We start from the raw sequence: 13,871 nt of genomic DNA on the forward strand, positions 1-13,871 counted from the left end.
CACGGCCTAGCGGCCGAGGCGCCGGCGGTCGGAGTACCGCGAGCGGGACGTACGAGGCGGTCCCGGGGAGTCGCCGTATCGCGATTCGACCGAATGCTTGCCGTTTGACAACTATGGCCATGAGACAAGAAAGTATGCGGGTCAGTCGGGTACGGGGAAGGACCAGGAATGCTCCGGTGGGCGGAGACGCCTCCGTGTGCTTGCCACCCGCATCGTGAGGCGCCGGTGGCTCGAGCGCCGCAGGGCGTTGTTCGGGCTGTACGGCCGGCCGCGTCGGGGGTGACGCCGTGTATCTGCGTCGCGGCGGCGGAGCAGAAGGCTTCCAGCCCTTCCAGCAGCTCGACGGCCGTGGTCGTCACACGACTGGGTGTCCGGCCTGCCCACACGCCGCACAGGCACCCCATGAGCAGAGTCGGGGACATCCCCGTACAGGACTCCACCCGCGTCCGAGACGTCCGCGTCGCCACCGCACTGCGGGACGGCTCCACCACCGCCCGGGCGTCCCTCGGCGCCGGCCTCGGCACCTGCCGGCGCCTGTCCCACGCATTCGCCCCGCACGGCGCGCCGGACCGCGACGCCGGCAGCGCCGCGCGCCCCGAGCGCGACGACACCTGCGTGGCCGTACCGGCCCCTGCCCCCTCGGATGGGAGTCCATGACCGCGACCACTCACGTCCGGAAGCTGGCGTCGCTCGCCGACGCCGCCCGGGCCCGCGCCGCCCTCGACCGGATCCTCACCGAGGGCGGTGCTCCGGCGTTGGAGCGCGCCCGTTTCCTCACCGCCCTGACGGCGCGGCTGCGCCACTGTCTCGACCACGGCGGTGAGCAGGAGCTGCTGATCCGCGTACGGCCGAGCACATCGGTCGAGGGGGGCGGTCTCGACGTGTGGGTGCGACCCGCCGGGGCCCCACGAGGCACACAGGAGGTACCGACCGTCACGTGCGCCCTGCCGGATCGGTCGGCCAGGGGCCGCCTGCGGGCCGGTTCACCCCTGTCCGAGGCCCTGCTGCGCGCCGACGAGACCACCGCGACCGTGCTGCGCCTCCTCGACGAGCGGGAGGATCTCGTACGGCTCCACGAGGAGGAACTGCACAAGACCAACCAGGGCGTCCTGGCCCTCCACTCCGACCTGGAAGCGGCGGCGGTGGCCCAGCGCGAGCTGCTCGAAGCCGAACGGACCGCCCGCGCCGAGGCCGAACGCGCCCGCCGGCTGCTCACCTTCCTCGCCGACGCCAGCGCCGCCATCACCGCCTCCCTCAGCGCCACCGCCGTCCTGCGCCGCCTGGCCGACATGCTCGTACCGCAGTACGCCGCCCACCTCGACGTCTGGCTCTTCGACGAGGACGGTCCGGAGCCCGGCGGTGCCCAGGCGCCTCAGGAACGCGGACGCTCGGCGGCCCTGACGGCCGCCCGCACCGGCCGTCCTCAACACGCCGCCGCCCACCCCGGCGGCCTGCCCGGCACGGACGACCTTCCCCCCTCCCTCCTCTCCCCCGACCGGCCACTCCTCGCCATCCCCCTCACGGCCCACCGCCTCCTGGGCGTCATCACCCTCACCGCCCCCGGCCCCCGCTTCGACGCCGACACCGCGGTCATGCTGGTCGAACTCGCCCGACGCGTCGGAATCGCCCTGGACAACGCCCGCCGCTACGAGCAGTACCGCGACACCGCCGAAGCCCTGCAACGCGCCCAGCTCACCGACCTGCCCGACCCACCCGGCCTGCTCCTGGCCGCCCGATACCTGCCCGCCACCCGCGGCCTGAACATCGGCGGCGACTGGTACGACGCCTTCCTCCAGCCCGACGGCGGCCTCCTGGCCGTCATAGGAGACGTCACCGGCCACGGGATGCATGCCGCCGTCGTCATGGGCCAGCTCCGCACGGCGCTGCGCGCCTACGCGGTCGAAGACAGCAGCCCCGCTGCCATTCTCACGAAGCTTCACCGCATGCTCGCGCACCTCCAGCCGGAGCTGTACGCCACGGCGATGATCGCCCGGTTCCAGCCGGGCGGGACGGAGATCATCTGGGCGTCCGCAGGCCATCCGCCCGCCGTGGTGCGCGCCGCGGACGGCTCCGTACGCGTCCTGGACGCCAAGCCCGGTGTGATGCTGGGGCTCCCCGTCCCGTACACGTATCAGGACCACCGGGCCGACCTGGGCCCGGGCTCCTCCCTGGTCCTCTACACCGACGGACTGGTCGAACGCCGCGCCGACGGCATCGACCCCGGCATCGAACGCCTCGCCCGCTCCATGGCCGCCTTCGACACCACCGAACTGGAACAGGACCTCAACGCCGCGGCCGACAACGTACTCAAACAACTCCTGCACGACTCCGAACGGGACGACGACGTCTGCCTGCTGATGTGCCACGCCTCGGAATTCGGGGAGCCTGATGTCGAGGGGAACGCGGTGCTTCTTCCTTCCCAGCGTCTCTCCTCCGGGGCGTTCTCTCGCGGTAGCGTGGATGCCATAGGGCGAGAGGGTGTATGCCGTGAAAGCTTTTGACCTTCTTCCGTCCGCGGAAGCTCAGCTACGGGCGGCCGCTCCGCATGCGCTGCTCCCCACCGCCCGCCGGATCCTCACGGAGCAGGCCGGGGCGCAAGAGGTGACGCTTCTCCTGGCCGACTACAGCCTGAGCGTCCTCCAACCGGTGTCCCACCTGCCGTACACGGCGGAATCGGTTCCTGCCCAGGACGGTCCGGCCGGCAGTGCCTTCGTGCAGCAGAGCCCCGTGATCGAGGTCCTCCGTGACCACGCCGGGCACCTGGTGCATCTGCCCATCACCGTGCGGGGGGACCGCTTGGGCGTGCTGTCGGTGCGGCTGCCCACCGGCGGTACCGACCCGGAGAACGTGCTGGAGCTCGGCGCCTTCGCCACGGCCCTGGGTCACGAGGTGGTCACCGCCGACCGCGACACCGACCTGTATCTCCAGGCGCGCCGCACCCGGCGTCTCACCCTGGCCGCCGAGATGCAGTGGCAGCTCCTTCCCGGGCGGGGGTGCGCCCGGGAGGAGTACACGATCGGGGCGCATCTCGAACCCGCCTATTCCATCGGTGGGGACAACTTCGACTGGTCGACCGGCGCGGACCATCTGACTCTTACCGTCACCGACGGCATGGGACAGGGCATCGAGGCATCTCTGCTGACCGGTCTCGCCGTCGGGGCGTTGCGCAACGCCCGCCGCGCGGGCATAGGCCTGGCCGACCAGGCATGCCTCGCCGATCAAGCCATCTACGCCCAGTACGGCGGCAAGGTCTACGCCTCCACGCTGCTGCTCCGGTTCGATCTGGTCTCCGGCACCGTCCGGGCGGTCGACGCCGGCTCCCCCCAGCTGTTCCACCAGCGGGACGGCCGTACGCAACGGATCGAGCTCGAAGCGCAGCTCCCGCTCGGGATGTTCGAGGAGACCCCCTACCAGGAACAGACGTTCCACCTCGAGCCAGGTGACCGTCTCATCGTCGTCAGTTCCGGGGTGCACGCCACGCGCTCCGCGACGGGCGATCTGTTCGGTGAGCGCGTCCTGCGCCAGCTCCTCGGCGCCACTCGCCCCGCGCCGCCGCACGAAACCGCGCGGGCCGTCGTCTCCGGGCTTTTCGAGCACTACGGGAGCCGTGAGCTGATGGCGGACGCCGCTGTGGTCTGCCTGGACTGGAGCGGCCGGCCCGCCTGAGGGGCCGCGGTCAGTCCCTGTCGCCTGCCGGCCATCCGGCGGCGCCGTCCTGAGCTGCGAGGAAGGCCCTCAGTCCTCGGCCCAGCGCGTCCCGCTCCGCCGGCTCCATCGCGGCCAGGACCTCGGCGAGCGCCCGCGACTGGTGCTCGGCCACTTCGTCCAGGACCTGGCGACCGTGCAGCGTGAGGTTCAGCTGGACCTCACGGCGCTTGTGCGGGTGGAGCACCCGCTCCAGCAGCCCCGCCGCCGCCAGCCGGTCGCACAGCCGGCTGGCCGTCGGCAGCGTTATGTCCATCCGCTCGGCCAGCGTGGTCAGGTTGGCCCCCGGCTCGGACCGCAGGATCTTCAGCGCACGCAGCTGGTGTCGCGACAGCCGCAGGCTGGCCTTCTGGCTGGCCGCGCTCCACAGGTGCGCCAGTCCGTCGACGGCACCGGTGATCTCCAGCGCCCGGGACAACGGGTCTCCACCCGTTCCCCTGGTCTGGTCGTCCCCTGTGTCACCGAGACGAGTCACGAACCCATCGCTTTCAGCAATCGCCTGCCTGGAGGGACAGCACCCTCATGGACGCGGTACCCGGCAAGGCACCCCGCACGCATCGCCGCGTCGGGCCATGGTAGGAGCTCAGGCCGATCGCGGCTCGGAATCGGCCCCCGCCGTGCGCTCCCCACCACCTGCGGCGTAGCGACGGCGCCGATCACGGCTGGCGACCCGCCGCGGCCCCTCCGGGATCGTCGGCCAGCACGATCGACGTGGTGATGCGCTTGCCCACAGGTTCGCGATGGACGGCGAAACTCTCGCTGACGGCCATGACGATCTCCAATCCGTGCTGGCCGATGCGGAAGGGGTCAGGGCCGAGGATCGCCGGCGGGGTGGGGTTGCTGTCCCACACCGTCACTTCCACCGAACCGCCCCGGACGCGCAGATCCAGCAGGCAGGGCCCGGGCGCGTACTTACGCGCGTTGGTCACGAGCTCGCTCACCACGAGCTGCACCATGCTCATCGCCCGCCCCGACACCGGCAGACCGTGTACCGCCTGCACATCGGTGAGGAAGTCGCCGGCCAGATCGCGGGCGAGCGCGATGTCGTCGTCGCCCTCGAACACCGCGGACACCGGCCTCACGCCCGCCACCCGCGTGAGCCCGCCCTCGCCACCTGCCGTTTGATTCATTCCGGTCCGCCTCGCAACCGTCCGCACGCATGTCCCGCCCCGCCTACCCCGGATTTCACAGCGCAGACGCATGGAGGCGACATGTGTTGCGGTGACGGGCACCTCGATCGCGTCGGGGCGCGGCTCGGCGGCGTTCTCCGGCGGGACCCCCACCGTGCCCTCGTGTCCGCCCTCTCCCGTTCCGTCGGGGCACGGGCGCGTAGGGTGGGCGTGCAGCTGGTTCGCCCCCGTCCACCCCATGGCCCGTACGGCTCCGGGGAGGTCGGGGGCGTCGTAAGAGGGAACCCGGTGGGAATCCGGGACTGCCCCGCAGCGGTGAGCGGGAACGACCGCCGTCATACGCACTGGACCCGGCGGGTCTGGGAAGCGACGGCCAGTAGATGTCCTCCTCCGGGGAGGGCGTGCCCGCGAGTCCGAAGACCTGCCCGTTGCCCGCACGCCGGTACCCGTGGCGTGCGGAACAGCCCTGCCGCGACTCGCGAAGGAGAGTTGACGTGGCCGATCCCACCGTCACCAGCCCCGCCCCCGTGTCCCGCCCGGTGAAGACGCCGGACGACTCCCGGGTGGTCCTCGCCCACATCATGAGCGAGCACGACACCAACCTCTACGGCACCATCCACGGCGGCGTGATGATGAAGCTGATCGACGACGCCGCCGCCGCGGCCGCGGGACGGCACGCCGACGGCCCCGCGGTCACCGTCTCCGTCGACCGCATGACCTTCCTCGCCCCGGTCCGGGCCGGGGATCTTCTCAGCGTCGAGGCCGGACTCGAACGTGCCGGCCGGACGTCCATGACCGTCGGAGTGCGGGTCACCGCCGAGCGGTGGAACAGCGCCGGACCCGCCACCGAGGTCGCCACCGCGTTCCTGACCTTCGTCGCCGTCGACGCCGACGGATCCCCGCGTCCGGTCCCCGCGCTCGACGTGTCCCTGCCGGGCGTGAACTGACACCGCCCTCAGCAGGCGGTGACGGGCCGGCCGGGGCGGATTCTCTTCGCCCGGGCCGGCCCCGAGGGCGTCACGCGCCTCGGCGCAGCGCCGAGGACGGCGAACACGGCGATCAGGACGAAGGTGGCGGCAGCGACGGGGCGGCTGCCGTGGGCCACACGCGGGGCGCCGGAGCCGTGGCGATCAGGACTGCCACGGGCTCGCCACCAGGCGCGGGCAGCACCGCGCTACTCCTTCCGCGCCGGCTCCCGGGCCTGCCGGGCGATGTCCGCGAGGACGGCCTTCGGGTCGGCGGACGGCGCGACGGCCTTGCCGATGTTCCGCTTGATGATGTTGCTGACCTGCAGCCAGGACGGTTCGTTGACCGGGTAGAGCCGGGCGCCGCGCAGGGCCTTCAGGAACTGCTGGCGGCTGGGGTCGGCCGCCGCGTCCTTGGAGGTCCGGGTCGCGGTCAGCGTCGAGGGCAGCAGGTGGTAGCGGCTGGCGAATTCGTTGAGGTGATTGTCCTCGTAGACGAACTCCAGGAACTTCCCCGCCGGTTCGCGGTTGCCCTCGCGCTTGAAGGCCATCATCCAGTCGGCGACGCCCACGGACGGCGGGACCTCGCCTTCGGCAAGGGTGTCCGACACGGGCATGCTGAGGGTGCCGACCTTGATGCCCTTCGCCCTCGCCTCGTGGAGGAGGGAGGGGTAGCCGTTGACCATGCCGACCTCGCCGCGCAGGAAGGCGGAGAAGGCGTCCTGCCGGTCGAGCGCGGCCGGCGGGACGGGGCCGGTGAGGCCGGGGGCGACCAGGTTGTCCCTGATCCAGCGGAACGTCCGGGTGTTCTGCTCGGACGCGAGGCTGTAGTCGCCGTTGCCGTCGACGTACCCGCCGCCGTTGCTGAGTTCCCAGATCAGGGCCTCGGCGTGCGCCTCCTCGGGGCCGAGCGGCAGGGCGTACGGGTACGTGACGCCCGCCTCCTTCAGCGCCTCGGCCGCGTCCTTGAGGTCCGACCAGGTCTTCGGGGGCTTCGCGCCGGCCTTGTCGAACAGCTCCTCGTTGTAGAAGAGCAGCCGGCTGCTGGCGACGAAGGGCAGGCCGTAGAGGGTGTGGCGGACCGAGCCCGCGTCGGCGAGCGGTGGCAGGAAGTTCGACTCCGCCCTGACCGACAGCAGCTCGCTGGCGGCGTAGAGCCGGCCTTCCGCGGCGAAGTCGGAGTACGCGCCCATCAGGGCCACGTCCGGGGCGTTCCCCTCCTCGACCATGCGCGTGACCTCGCGGTCGACATGGGCCCACGGGTGGAGGGTGACCTCGACCTTCGTGCCGGGGTGGGCGGCGGTGAAGGCGGCGGTCAGCTTGTCCCAGTACGCCTTGGAACTGTTCGAGGGGCCGCTGCCGTACTCGGCCGCCACCAGGCGCAGCGTCGTCCCCTCGCCCTCGCCGCCGGATGTGCCGCAGCCGGTGACGAGGGAGCCCAGCAGTCCGAGTGCGGCCGCGGAGGCCATGGTGCCGAAGATTGTTGGTCGCACAGGTGTTTCCTCTTGCCTTTGGGGAGGTGCGCCCGGATTCTCTCCCGGCTCGGGGCGTGTTGCGGCCTCCGCGGGACAGGTGTGGCCGTTGCTCCAACCGGGGCCAACGGCACTGGTGGTTTCCGATATGCCGACGCCGAGCGCGACGCGCGTAGAACCTTCCACCCTGTCCAAGGCGCCTCCTGTACGGAGCATTGACCGGCCCGTGATCGGCGCCCGCGACGCCGTCCGCACCGCCGACCTCGAGCCGGGCCGCACCAGCCACTTCGCAGCACTGTGCCCCGCCGGGCTGACGCGCGACGGGGCAGGCGAGGGCCGGATCGACCCATGACGTGCGTGACGGACCGGTCCCTCCCGGCTCGGCTATACGCCGTCCCGCGCGTAGCGGTTGACCGGACGCGGCAGGCCGTAGTTCTCGCGGAGAGTGCGGGCGGTGTACTCGGTGCGGAAGAGGCCACGGCGCTGGAGGATCGGCACGACGTGGTCGACGAAGTCGGTCAGGCCGGTGGGCAGGACGGGGGCCATGATGTTGAAGCCGTCGGCGGCCCCCTGCGTGAACCACTCCTCCAGCTGGTCGGCGATCTGCTCGGGGGTGCCGGCGTAGGTGCGGTGACCGCGGCCGGCGCCGAGGCGGGCGATCAGCTCGCGCAGGCTGAGCCCGTCGCGGCGGGCGAGCTCGGCGACGAGGGTGAAGCGGCTCTTGTTGCCGTTGACGTCCCGCTCCTCGGGGAGGTCGGGCAGCGGGCCGTCCAGGGGCAGGCCGGTGAGGTCCACGTTCAGCATGCCGGAGAGCTGGGCGAGGCCGTACTCGGGGACCTGGAGGTCGGTGAGCTGCTGTTCGAGGGCCTTCGCCTCGGCCTCGGTGGACCCGATGACGGGGGCGATGCCGGGCAGGACGAGCAGGTCGCTCTCGGCCCGGCCGTACCGGGCGAGCCGGGACTTGAGGTCCTTGTAGAAGGTCTGGCCGTCGGCGAGCGTCTGCTGGGCGGTGAAGACGGCCTCGGCGTACCGGGCGGCGAACTCCTTGCCGTCCTCGGAGGATCCGGCCTGCACGAGCAGCGGGTACCCCTGCGGGGAGCGCGGTACGTTGAGCGGCCCCGCGACTGAGAAGTGCTCCCCGCGGTGGGCGGCGGGGTGGAGCCTGTCGGTGTCGGCGTAGATGCCGCGCTCCTTGTCGAGGACGATCGCGTCGTCCTCCCAGCTGTCCCAGAGCTTGGTGGCGACGTCGAGGAACTCGCGGGCCCGTTCGTAGCGGCGGGCGTGCTCCAGGTGCTCGTCGCGGTTGAAGTTGCGGGCCTCGTCGACGGTGCCGGAGGTGACGATGTTCCAGCCGGCGCGACCGCCGCTGATGTGGTCGAGGGAAGCGAACTTCCGGGCCAGGTTGTAGGGCTCGTTGAAGGTGGTGGAGACGGTGGCGATCAGTCCGATGTGCTCGGTGACGGTGGCGATCGCGGAGAGCAGGGTGAGCGGCTCGAAGCCGCCGAGGGCGTTGTGGCGGGCCTTGCCCCAGAGCGCGACCCCGTCGGCGAAGAAGATCGAGTCGAGCTTTCCGCGCTCGGCGGTGCGGGCCAGATCCTGGAAGTACCGCACGTCGGTGGTGCGTTCGGGACTGCTGTCGGGGTGGCGCCAGGCGGCGTCGTGGTGCCCGGCGTTCATGAGGAACGCGTTGAGGTGGAGGGTGCGGGATGCGGTCATGTCCGGTCCTGGGGTTTCGGGGGCGGGACGGCGGCCGCCGGGGCGTGGTTGTCCGGCGGGCGCCGCACGGCGCGGTGCGGCGGGCGGCTCAGGCCGGGACGCGCCAGAGGCTGAGACGGCGTTCGATCGCGACCAGCAACTGGTTGAAGGCCACGCCGACGGCGGAGATCGTGACGATCCCCGCGTACATCTGCGGGATCGCGAAGTTGAACTGCGAGGCGTTGATCAGGTAGCCGAGGCCCGCCTTGGCGCCGATCATCTCGGCGGCCACGAGGACGAGGATGGACACGGCCCCGGCGAGCCGGATGCCGGTGAAGACGGCCGGCACCGAGGCCGGGAGGATCACCTTCTGGAAGAGCCTCGGGGTCGACAGGTTCATCGAGCGTCCCAGCTTGACCAGGGTGGGGTCGGCGTTGCCGACGGCGCTGATGGTGTTCAGCAGGATCGGCCACACGCAGGCGTAGACGACGATGGAGACCTTCGAGGTCTCCCCGATGCCGAGGAGCAGCACGAAGACCGGCAGCAGGGCGAGGGCGGCGGTGTTCCGGAACACTTCGAGGAGCGGGCCGAGGACCGCGGCGACGGGCCGGTACCAGCCGATGAGCAGGCCGAGCGGGACGGCGACGGCCACGGCGATCCCGAAGCCGCCGAAGGAGCGGGTCAGGCTGGCCGACGTGTGCTGGAGGAGCTGGCCGTTGCCCAGCAGCTCCCACCAGGCCTCGCCGACCATGCTGACGGGCGGCAGGAAGGTGGCGTCGACCAGGCCGATCCGGGGTGCGGCCTCCCACACGATGAGCAGGGCGAGCAGGGCGGCCGAGCGCAGTCCGACGGCCTTCAGTCCCCGCGCCAGTGCCCTGCCGAGCCGCCGGGCCACCGGGGCCGGCGCCGGAGCCGAGGCCGAGGGAGAGGCCGGGCCCGGGTCGCCGGCCGCCGGGCCGGCGGCATCCCGGCCGGCGGCCGGGACCGCGGGCGCGGCCGACGTACGCACGTCCTCCTCGGGCCGGCCCAGGACGTCGGTGCCTGGGGTGCTCACGAGCGTGGTGGTGTCGGTGGTCATACGGTGGCCTCCTCCTTCTCCAGTCGCTGAGCGCGCGCCACCTCGTCGTGGAGCAGGGTCCAGATCTCGTGGCGATAGCGGGCGAACTCGGGGCTGGATCGCAGGTCCTCGCCCTGGAGTCCGGCGGTGCGGGCCTCCCCGAAAGAGAGGGGGACGACCTCCTTGACGCGCCCGGGGCGGGAGGTCATGACGGCCACCTTCTGGCCGAGGTAGACCGCCTCCTCGATGCCGTGCGTGATGAAGACGACCGTCTTGCCCGTGCGCTGCCAGATGCGGCGCAGCTCGTCCTGGAGGGACTCCCTGGTCTGGGCGTCGAGCGCGGCGAACGGCTCGTCCATCAGCAGGACGTCCGGGTCGTACGCCAGGGAGCGGGCGATCGCGACGCGCTGGCGCATGCCGCCGGAGAGCTCGTGCGGGTGCCGGTCCTCGAATCCGGCGAGGCCGACCAGCTCCAGGAACTCCCGTGCCCGGTCGCTTCGTTGACGTCTCGGTACGCCGGTCGCCTCCAGGCCGAACTCGACGTTTCCGAGCGCCGTCCGCCAGGGCAGCAGCGCGTACTGCTGGAAGACGATGCCCCGGTCCAGTCCGGGCCCGGTGACCGGCTCGCCGTCGAGCAGGATCCGGCCGGACGTCGGCCGGGACAGGCCACCGAGGAGGTCCAGGAGGGTGGACTTTCCGCAGCCGCTGGGGCCCACCACGACCATGAACTCCCCGGCCGGGATCTCCAGGTCGATGCCGTCGAGTGCGGTGAACTCCTCTTTGCTCCTCCTCCCCTTCGCCGGGAAGACCTTCGTCACCGCCTCGAACACGATCTTCGCCATGCTGGTCAGCCCTTTCCGTAACCGTTGAACTCGTTGGTGTAGAGGTCGGACGGCTTGAACCGCCCCTTCTCGATCTCGCCCCGTTCACCGAGCCAGTCGAGCCAGAGCTGGAACTCCTTGTCGGGTATCCGGCCCCCCGTCTCGGCGATCCCGTAGGAGCGCCAGTACCGCAGGGCGGCGGTGTCCTCGTTGCGGCCGCGCTTCTCGACGATCTCCGTCATGCGCGCGACAACCTCGTCGCGCGGGGTGGTGCGGGACCACTCGATGGCCTTGGCCACGCCGGTCGTGAAGGTCCGTACGGTGTCCGGGTTCTGCTTGATGAAGCGCTCGGTCATGATGTACGTGCCCGCGCTGAACGGCCCGAGGAGCTCGACGTCCGTGAACAGCGGGCGGATGCCGCCGCCGGCGACGGCCTTGTCGCGCAGGATCCCGGTGAGCACGCCGACCTCGATCTGCTTCTGGCGGAGGGCCTGCTCGGTGTTGACCGGCGGCACCACGAGGGGCTCGACCTTCTCCGCGTCGGCCTCGGAGAGGCCGTTGCGGCTCAGGTAGAGGTCCAGCAGCGCCTGGTAGTGCGCGCCCAGGGTGTTCATCCCGACCTTCTTGCCGATCAGGTCGCGGGCCGAGCGGATCGGGCTGTCCTCCAGGACGTAGTAACCGGCGTAGGACTGCCGGTCGGAGCCGTAGGACGAGATGACGGCCTTGATGGGGGCGTTGCCCGCGGCGAGCTTGATGACCGCGCCGTTGAAGGCACTGCCGAAGTGCGTCTGACCGGTGGCGGCGGACTGGATGTCCTGCGGGCCGCTGGTGGTGTTGCCGACCCATTCGAGCCGGACGTCGCCGAAGTACCCGAGATCCGCGGCGAGTTCGGGGAGGGTGACCGCGCCGACCGCTCCCTGGTACTTCAGGGTCTTGATCTGCGGGCCGGTGCCCGATCCGCCGCCGGCGGTGGCCGTGCCGCAGCTCACCGCGGCCGCCGAGATGCCGAGCAGGGTGAGGAAGTGGCGACGGGAGGTGGGGGTCGAGGTGAGGGCTGCGGCCATGACGGTTCCTTGTCGGTACGGGGGTTACGGGGTGGCGGTGAGCGCTGCGGCGGGGGCGGGGCGCAGGGCGGCGGCGAACTCGTCGACGGCCTGGTAGAGGTTCAGTTCCGCCTCGGGGCGCAGCCGGTCGGGGCCGCTGCCGCGCTCGACGGAGGAGTCGAGGACGAACCGGCCCGCCGTGACGTGCCGGGCGCCGAGCGCGGCGAGGACGGGGCGCAGGGCGTAGTCGATGGTCAGGACGTGGGCGAGGCTGCCGCCGGTGGCCAGGGGCAGGATCGTCTTCCCGGCCAGCCCGTCCTGCGGGAGCAGGTCGAGGAAGGCCTTGAGCAGGCCGGTGTACGAGGCCTTGTAGACGGGGGTCGCGATGACCAGGCCGTCGGCCTCGGCGACGGCTTCGAGCGCCCGGCGGACGGCCGGCTCGTCGCGGCGTGCGGAGAGCAGATCGGCGGCGGGCAGGTCGCGTACGGAGAGGTGGGCGGTCTCGAAACCGGAGTGCGCCAGGCGGCGCAGCACGTGGTCGGAGACGACGGCGGTACGGGAGTGGGCGGAGGGGCTGCCGGTGACGGCGAGCAGGCTGGGCACGGGGGCTCCTTGCGGGAGGGTCAGACGGTGGTCGAGGCTCCGGAGGCGATGCCGAAGGCAGGGGCCGGAACGGTCTCGGGGCTGATCAGCCGGGACGGCGTCCCGTCGGGCCCGACGGGAACGTCCCCGTCGACCGTCACGCGGCGCAGGGTGCGCTCGTGCTCATCGGAGTCGTCCACGCCGTAGTGCTGGGTGGCGCGGTTGTCCCAGATCGCGACGTCACCGGCCCGCCACTGCCAGCGCACGGTGTTCTCGGGGCGTTCGATGTGTGCCTGGAAGAGGTCCAGCAGGGCGCGCGAGTCGCGGCCGGTGAGCCCGGCGATGCGCTGCACGAAGTTGCCGAGCAGCAGGGAGCGTTCCCCGGTCTCGGGGTGTACCCGGACCACCGGGTGCTCGGTGAGGAACGAGGTGGAGGTGAACACCTCGCGGTACTGCGCCAGTGCTTCGGGCAGCGCGTCGGGTCGGACGGCGGCGTAGTCGTACTCGTTCGAGTGGAGCGCGCGCAGGCTGTCGGCGAGGGCGCGCAGGGGCTCGGGAAGCCCGGCGTAGGCGGTGGCCGTGTTGGCCCAGAGGGTGTTCCCGCCGTACGGGGGGACGGTGACGGCGCGGAGGATGGAGAAGGCGGGGTAGGCGGGGACGAAGGTGACGTCGGTGTGCCACTGGTTGGCGCGGGCACCGTGGTGGGAGTCGATGCCGAGCGCGTAACGCCCGTCCGCGGAGGGGACGGTGGGGTGGGCGACGGGCGTGCCGAGCAGCCGGGCGAAGGCCTCGTGCGCGGCCTCGTCGAGGTGGCCCTGGTCGCGGAGGAAGACGACCTTGTGGGCGAGCAGCGCGGCCCGGACCGCGGCGACGGTCTCCGGGGGGAGGTCGCCGCCGAGGCGGACGCCGCCGATCTCGGCGCCGATGCGGCCCCCGATCCTGGTGACGGTGGGCAGGGCGGTGGTAGCGGTGGCCATGGAAGCTCCCTGGGGGCTACGGATGAACCACCCGCCGCGGTACGCGGGCGGACGGGTGGGGAAGGAAACGCGGCGCGGAGGTGGTCCCGTGCGGCGGATGCGGCAGCGCTGCCTCGGGCACGGCGCCCTGTCAGGCGCGGCCCCGGCGGTCGGGACGAGCGATCAGGCCGTGCTCAGGCCTGGCGGCGGCCCGGACACGCGCCCGGCGCGGTACAGGGGCCGGGGGTGTGGAGCCGCGGGACGAGACATGCGTTCGCGGACATGCCCCGGAGCGTGTCAGTGGCCCCACCCCCGGTCAACCCCCGCCCCCTCCCGGCCCCGCACCCGGGCAGTCCCCCCGCACACCCCCGGCGACCTGGCCTTTCGCCGTTCCTCGCGTCCCCATCACCTGACCCGCGGTGGCCGGAACGGGTGGCTGGATTTC

Annotated in this window: 12 protein-coding genes, 1 pseudogene and 1 riboswitch; of the genes and pseudogenes, 4 read left to right on the forward strand and 9 right to left on the reverse strand. The window is 72.0% G+C overall.

Features of this window, described 5'->3' with window-relative positions:
* Positions 1-402 precede the first annotated feature (402 nt).
* Genes ACFY60_RS27855 through ACFY60_RS27865 form a run of 3 tightly spaced genes read left to right on the forward strand, consistent with a single transcriptional unit; the run spans position 403 to position 3,666 of the window.
* Positions 403-657 (forward strand): hypothetical protein, encoded by a 255-nt coding sequence (locus ACFY60_RS27855; protein WP_388616282.1) that lies wholly within the window; start codon positions 403-405, stop codon positions 655-657.
* On the forward strand, positions 654-2,501 hold the full coding sequence (locus ACFY60_RS27860) for a PP2C family protein-serine/threonine phosphatase (protein ID WP_388616285.1): 1,848 nt from the start codon (positions 654-656) through the stop codon (positions 2,499-2,501). The genes ACFY60_RS27855 and ACFY60_RS27860 overlap by 4 nt, the downstream gene beginning before the upstream one ends.
* Entirely contained in the window at positions 2,479-3,666 is a 1,188-nt protein-coding gene (locus ACFY60_RS27865) for a PP2C family protein-serine/threonine phosphatase (protein ID WP_388616288.1), read from the forward strand. The genes ACFY60_RS27860 and ACFY60_RS27865 overlap by 23 nt, the downstream gene beginning before the upstream one ends.
* Before the next feature lie 10 nt (positions 3,667-3,676).
* On the opposite strand, the gene ACFY60_RS27870 is transcribed toward ACFY60_RS27865, so the two are convergent.
* Positions 3,677-4,180: a MarR family winged helix-turn-helix transcriptional regulator gene (locus tag ACFY60_RS27870; protein ID WP_388616290.1), complete on the reverse strand. Its 504-nt coding sequence runs from the start codon at positions 4,178-4,180 to the stop codon at positions 3,677-3,679.
* Between the two features lie 181 nt (positions 4,181-4,361).
* Entirely contained in the window at positions 4,362-4,835 is a 474-nt protein-coding gene (locus ACFY60_RS27875; RefSeq protein ID WP_388616293.1) for an ATP-binding protein, read from the reverse strand.
* A 274-nt stretch (positions 4,836-5,109) separates the two neighbouring features.
* Positions 5,110-5,258, forward strand: a riboswitch (cobalamin riboswitch).
* A 158-nt stretch (positions 5,259-5,416) separates the two neighbouring features.
* Between ACFY60_RS27875 and ACFY60_RS27880 the strand changes: the two are divergent.
* Positions 5,417-5,749: pseudogene (locus tag ACFY60_RS27880) on the forward strand (acyl-CoA thioesterase); the annotation flags it as partial.
* A 260-nt stretch (positions 5,750-6,009) separates the two neighbouring features.
* Here the strand turns inward: ACFY60_RS27880 and ACFY60_RS27885 are convergent.
* From ACFY60_RS27885 to ACFY60_RS27915, 7 genes are all read right to left on the reverse strand, one after another.
* Positions 6,010-7,269, reverse strand: coding sequence for an extracellular solute-binding protein (locus ACFY60_RS27885; protein ID WP_388616499.1), 1,260 nt, complete (start codon positions 7,267-7,269; stop codon positions 6,010-6,012).
* A gap of 387 nt (positions 7,270-7,656) precedes the next feature.
* On the reverse strand, positions 7,657-8,988 hold the full coding sequence (locus tag ACFY60_RS27890) for an LLM class flavin-dependent oxidoreductase (RefSeq protein WP_388616295.1): 1,332 nt from the start codon (positions 8,986-8,988) through the stop codon (positions 7,657-7,659).
* Between the two features lie 88 nt (positions 8,989-9,076).
* The gene (locus ACFY60_RS27895) at positions 9,077-10,045 is read right to left on the reverse strand and encodes an ABC transporter permease (RefSeq protein WP_388616298.1); all 969 of its coding nucleotides are present in this window, start codon (positions 10,043-10,045) and stop codon (positions 9,077-9,079) included.
* Positions 10,042-10,866 (reverse strand): ABC transporter ATP-binding protein, encoded by an 825-nt coding sequence (locus ACFY60_RS27900; RefSeq protein WP_388616301.1) that lies wholly within the window; start codon positions 10,864-10,866, stop codon positions 10,042-10,044. The genes ACFY60_RS27895 and ACFY60_RS27900 overlap by 4 nt, the downstream gene beginning before the upstream one ends.
* A gap of 5 nt (positions 10,867-10,871) precedes the next feature.
* Entirely contained in the window at positions 10,872-11,909 is a 1,038-nt protein-coding gene (locus ACFY60_RS27905) for an ABC transporter substrate-binding protein (protein ID WP_388616304.1), read from the reverse strand.
* A 24-nt stretch (positions 11,910-11,933) separates the two neighbouring features.
* Positions 11,934-12,491 (reverse strand): NADPH-dependent FMN reductase, encoded by a 558-nt coding sequence (ssuE, locus tag ACFY60_RS27910; protein WP_388616306.1) that lies wholly within the window; start codon positions 12,489-12,491, stop codon positions 11,934-11,936.
* 20 nt (positions 12,492-12,511) lie between these two features.
* Positions 12,512-13,447 carry a TauD/TfdA dioxygenase family protein gene (locus ACFY60_RS27915; RefSeq protein ID WP_388616309.1) on the reverse strand — a complete coding sequence of 312 codons (936 nt, stop codon included), beginning with the start codon at positions 13,445-13,447 and terminating at the stop codon, positions 12,512-12,514.
* Between the last annotated feature and the right edge of the window lie 424 nt (positions 13,448-13,871).

This window comes from Streptomyces sp. NPDC012827, assembly GCF_042900905.1.
Taxonomy (GTDB): Bacteria; Actinomycetota; Actinomycetes; order Streptomycetales; family Streptomycetaceae; genus Streptomyces; species Streptomyces gulbargensis.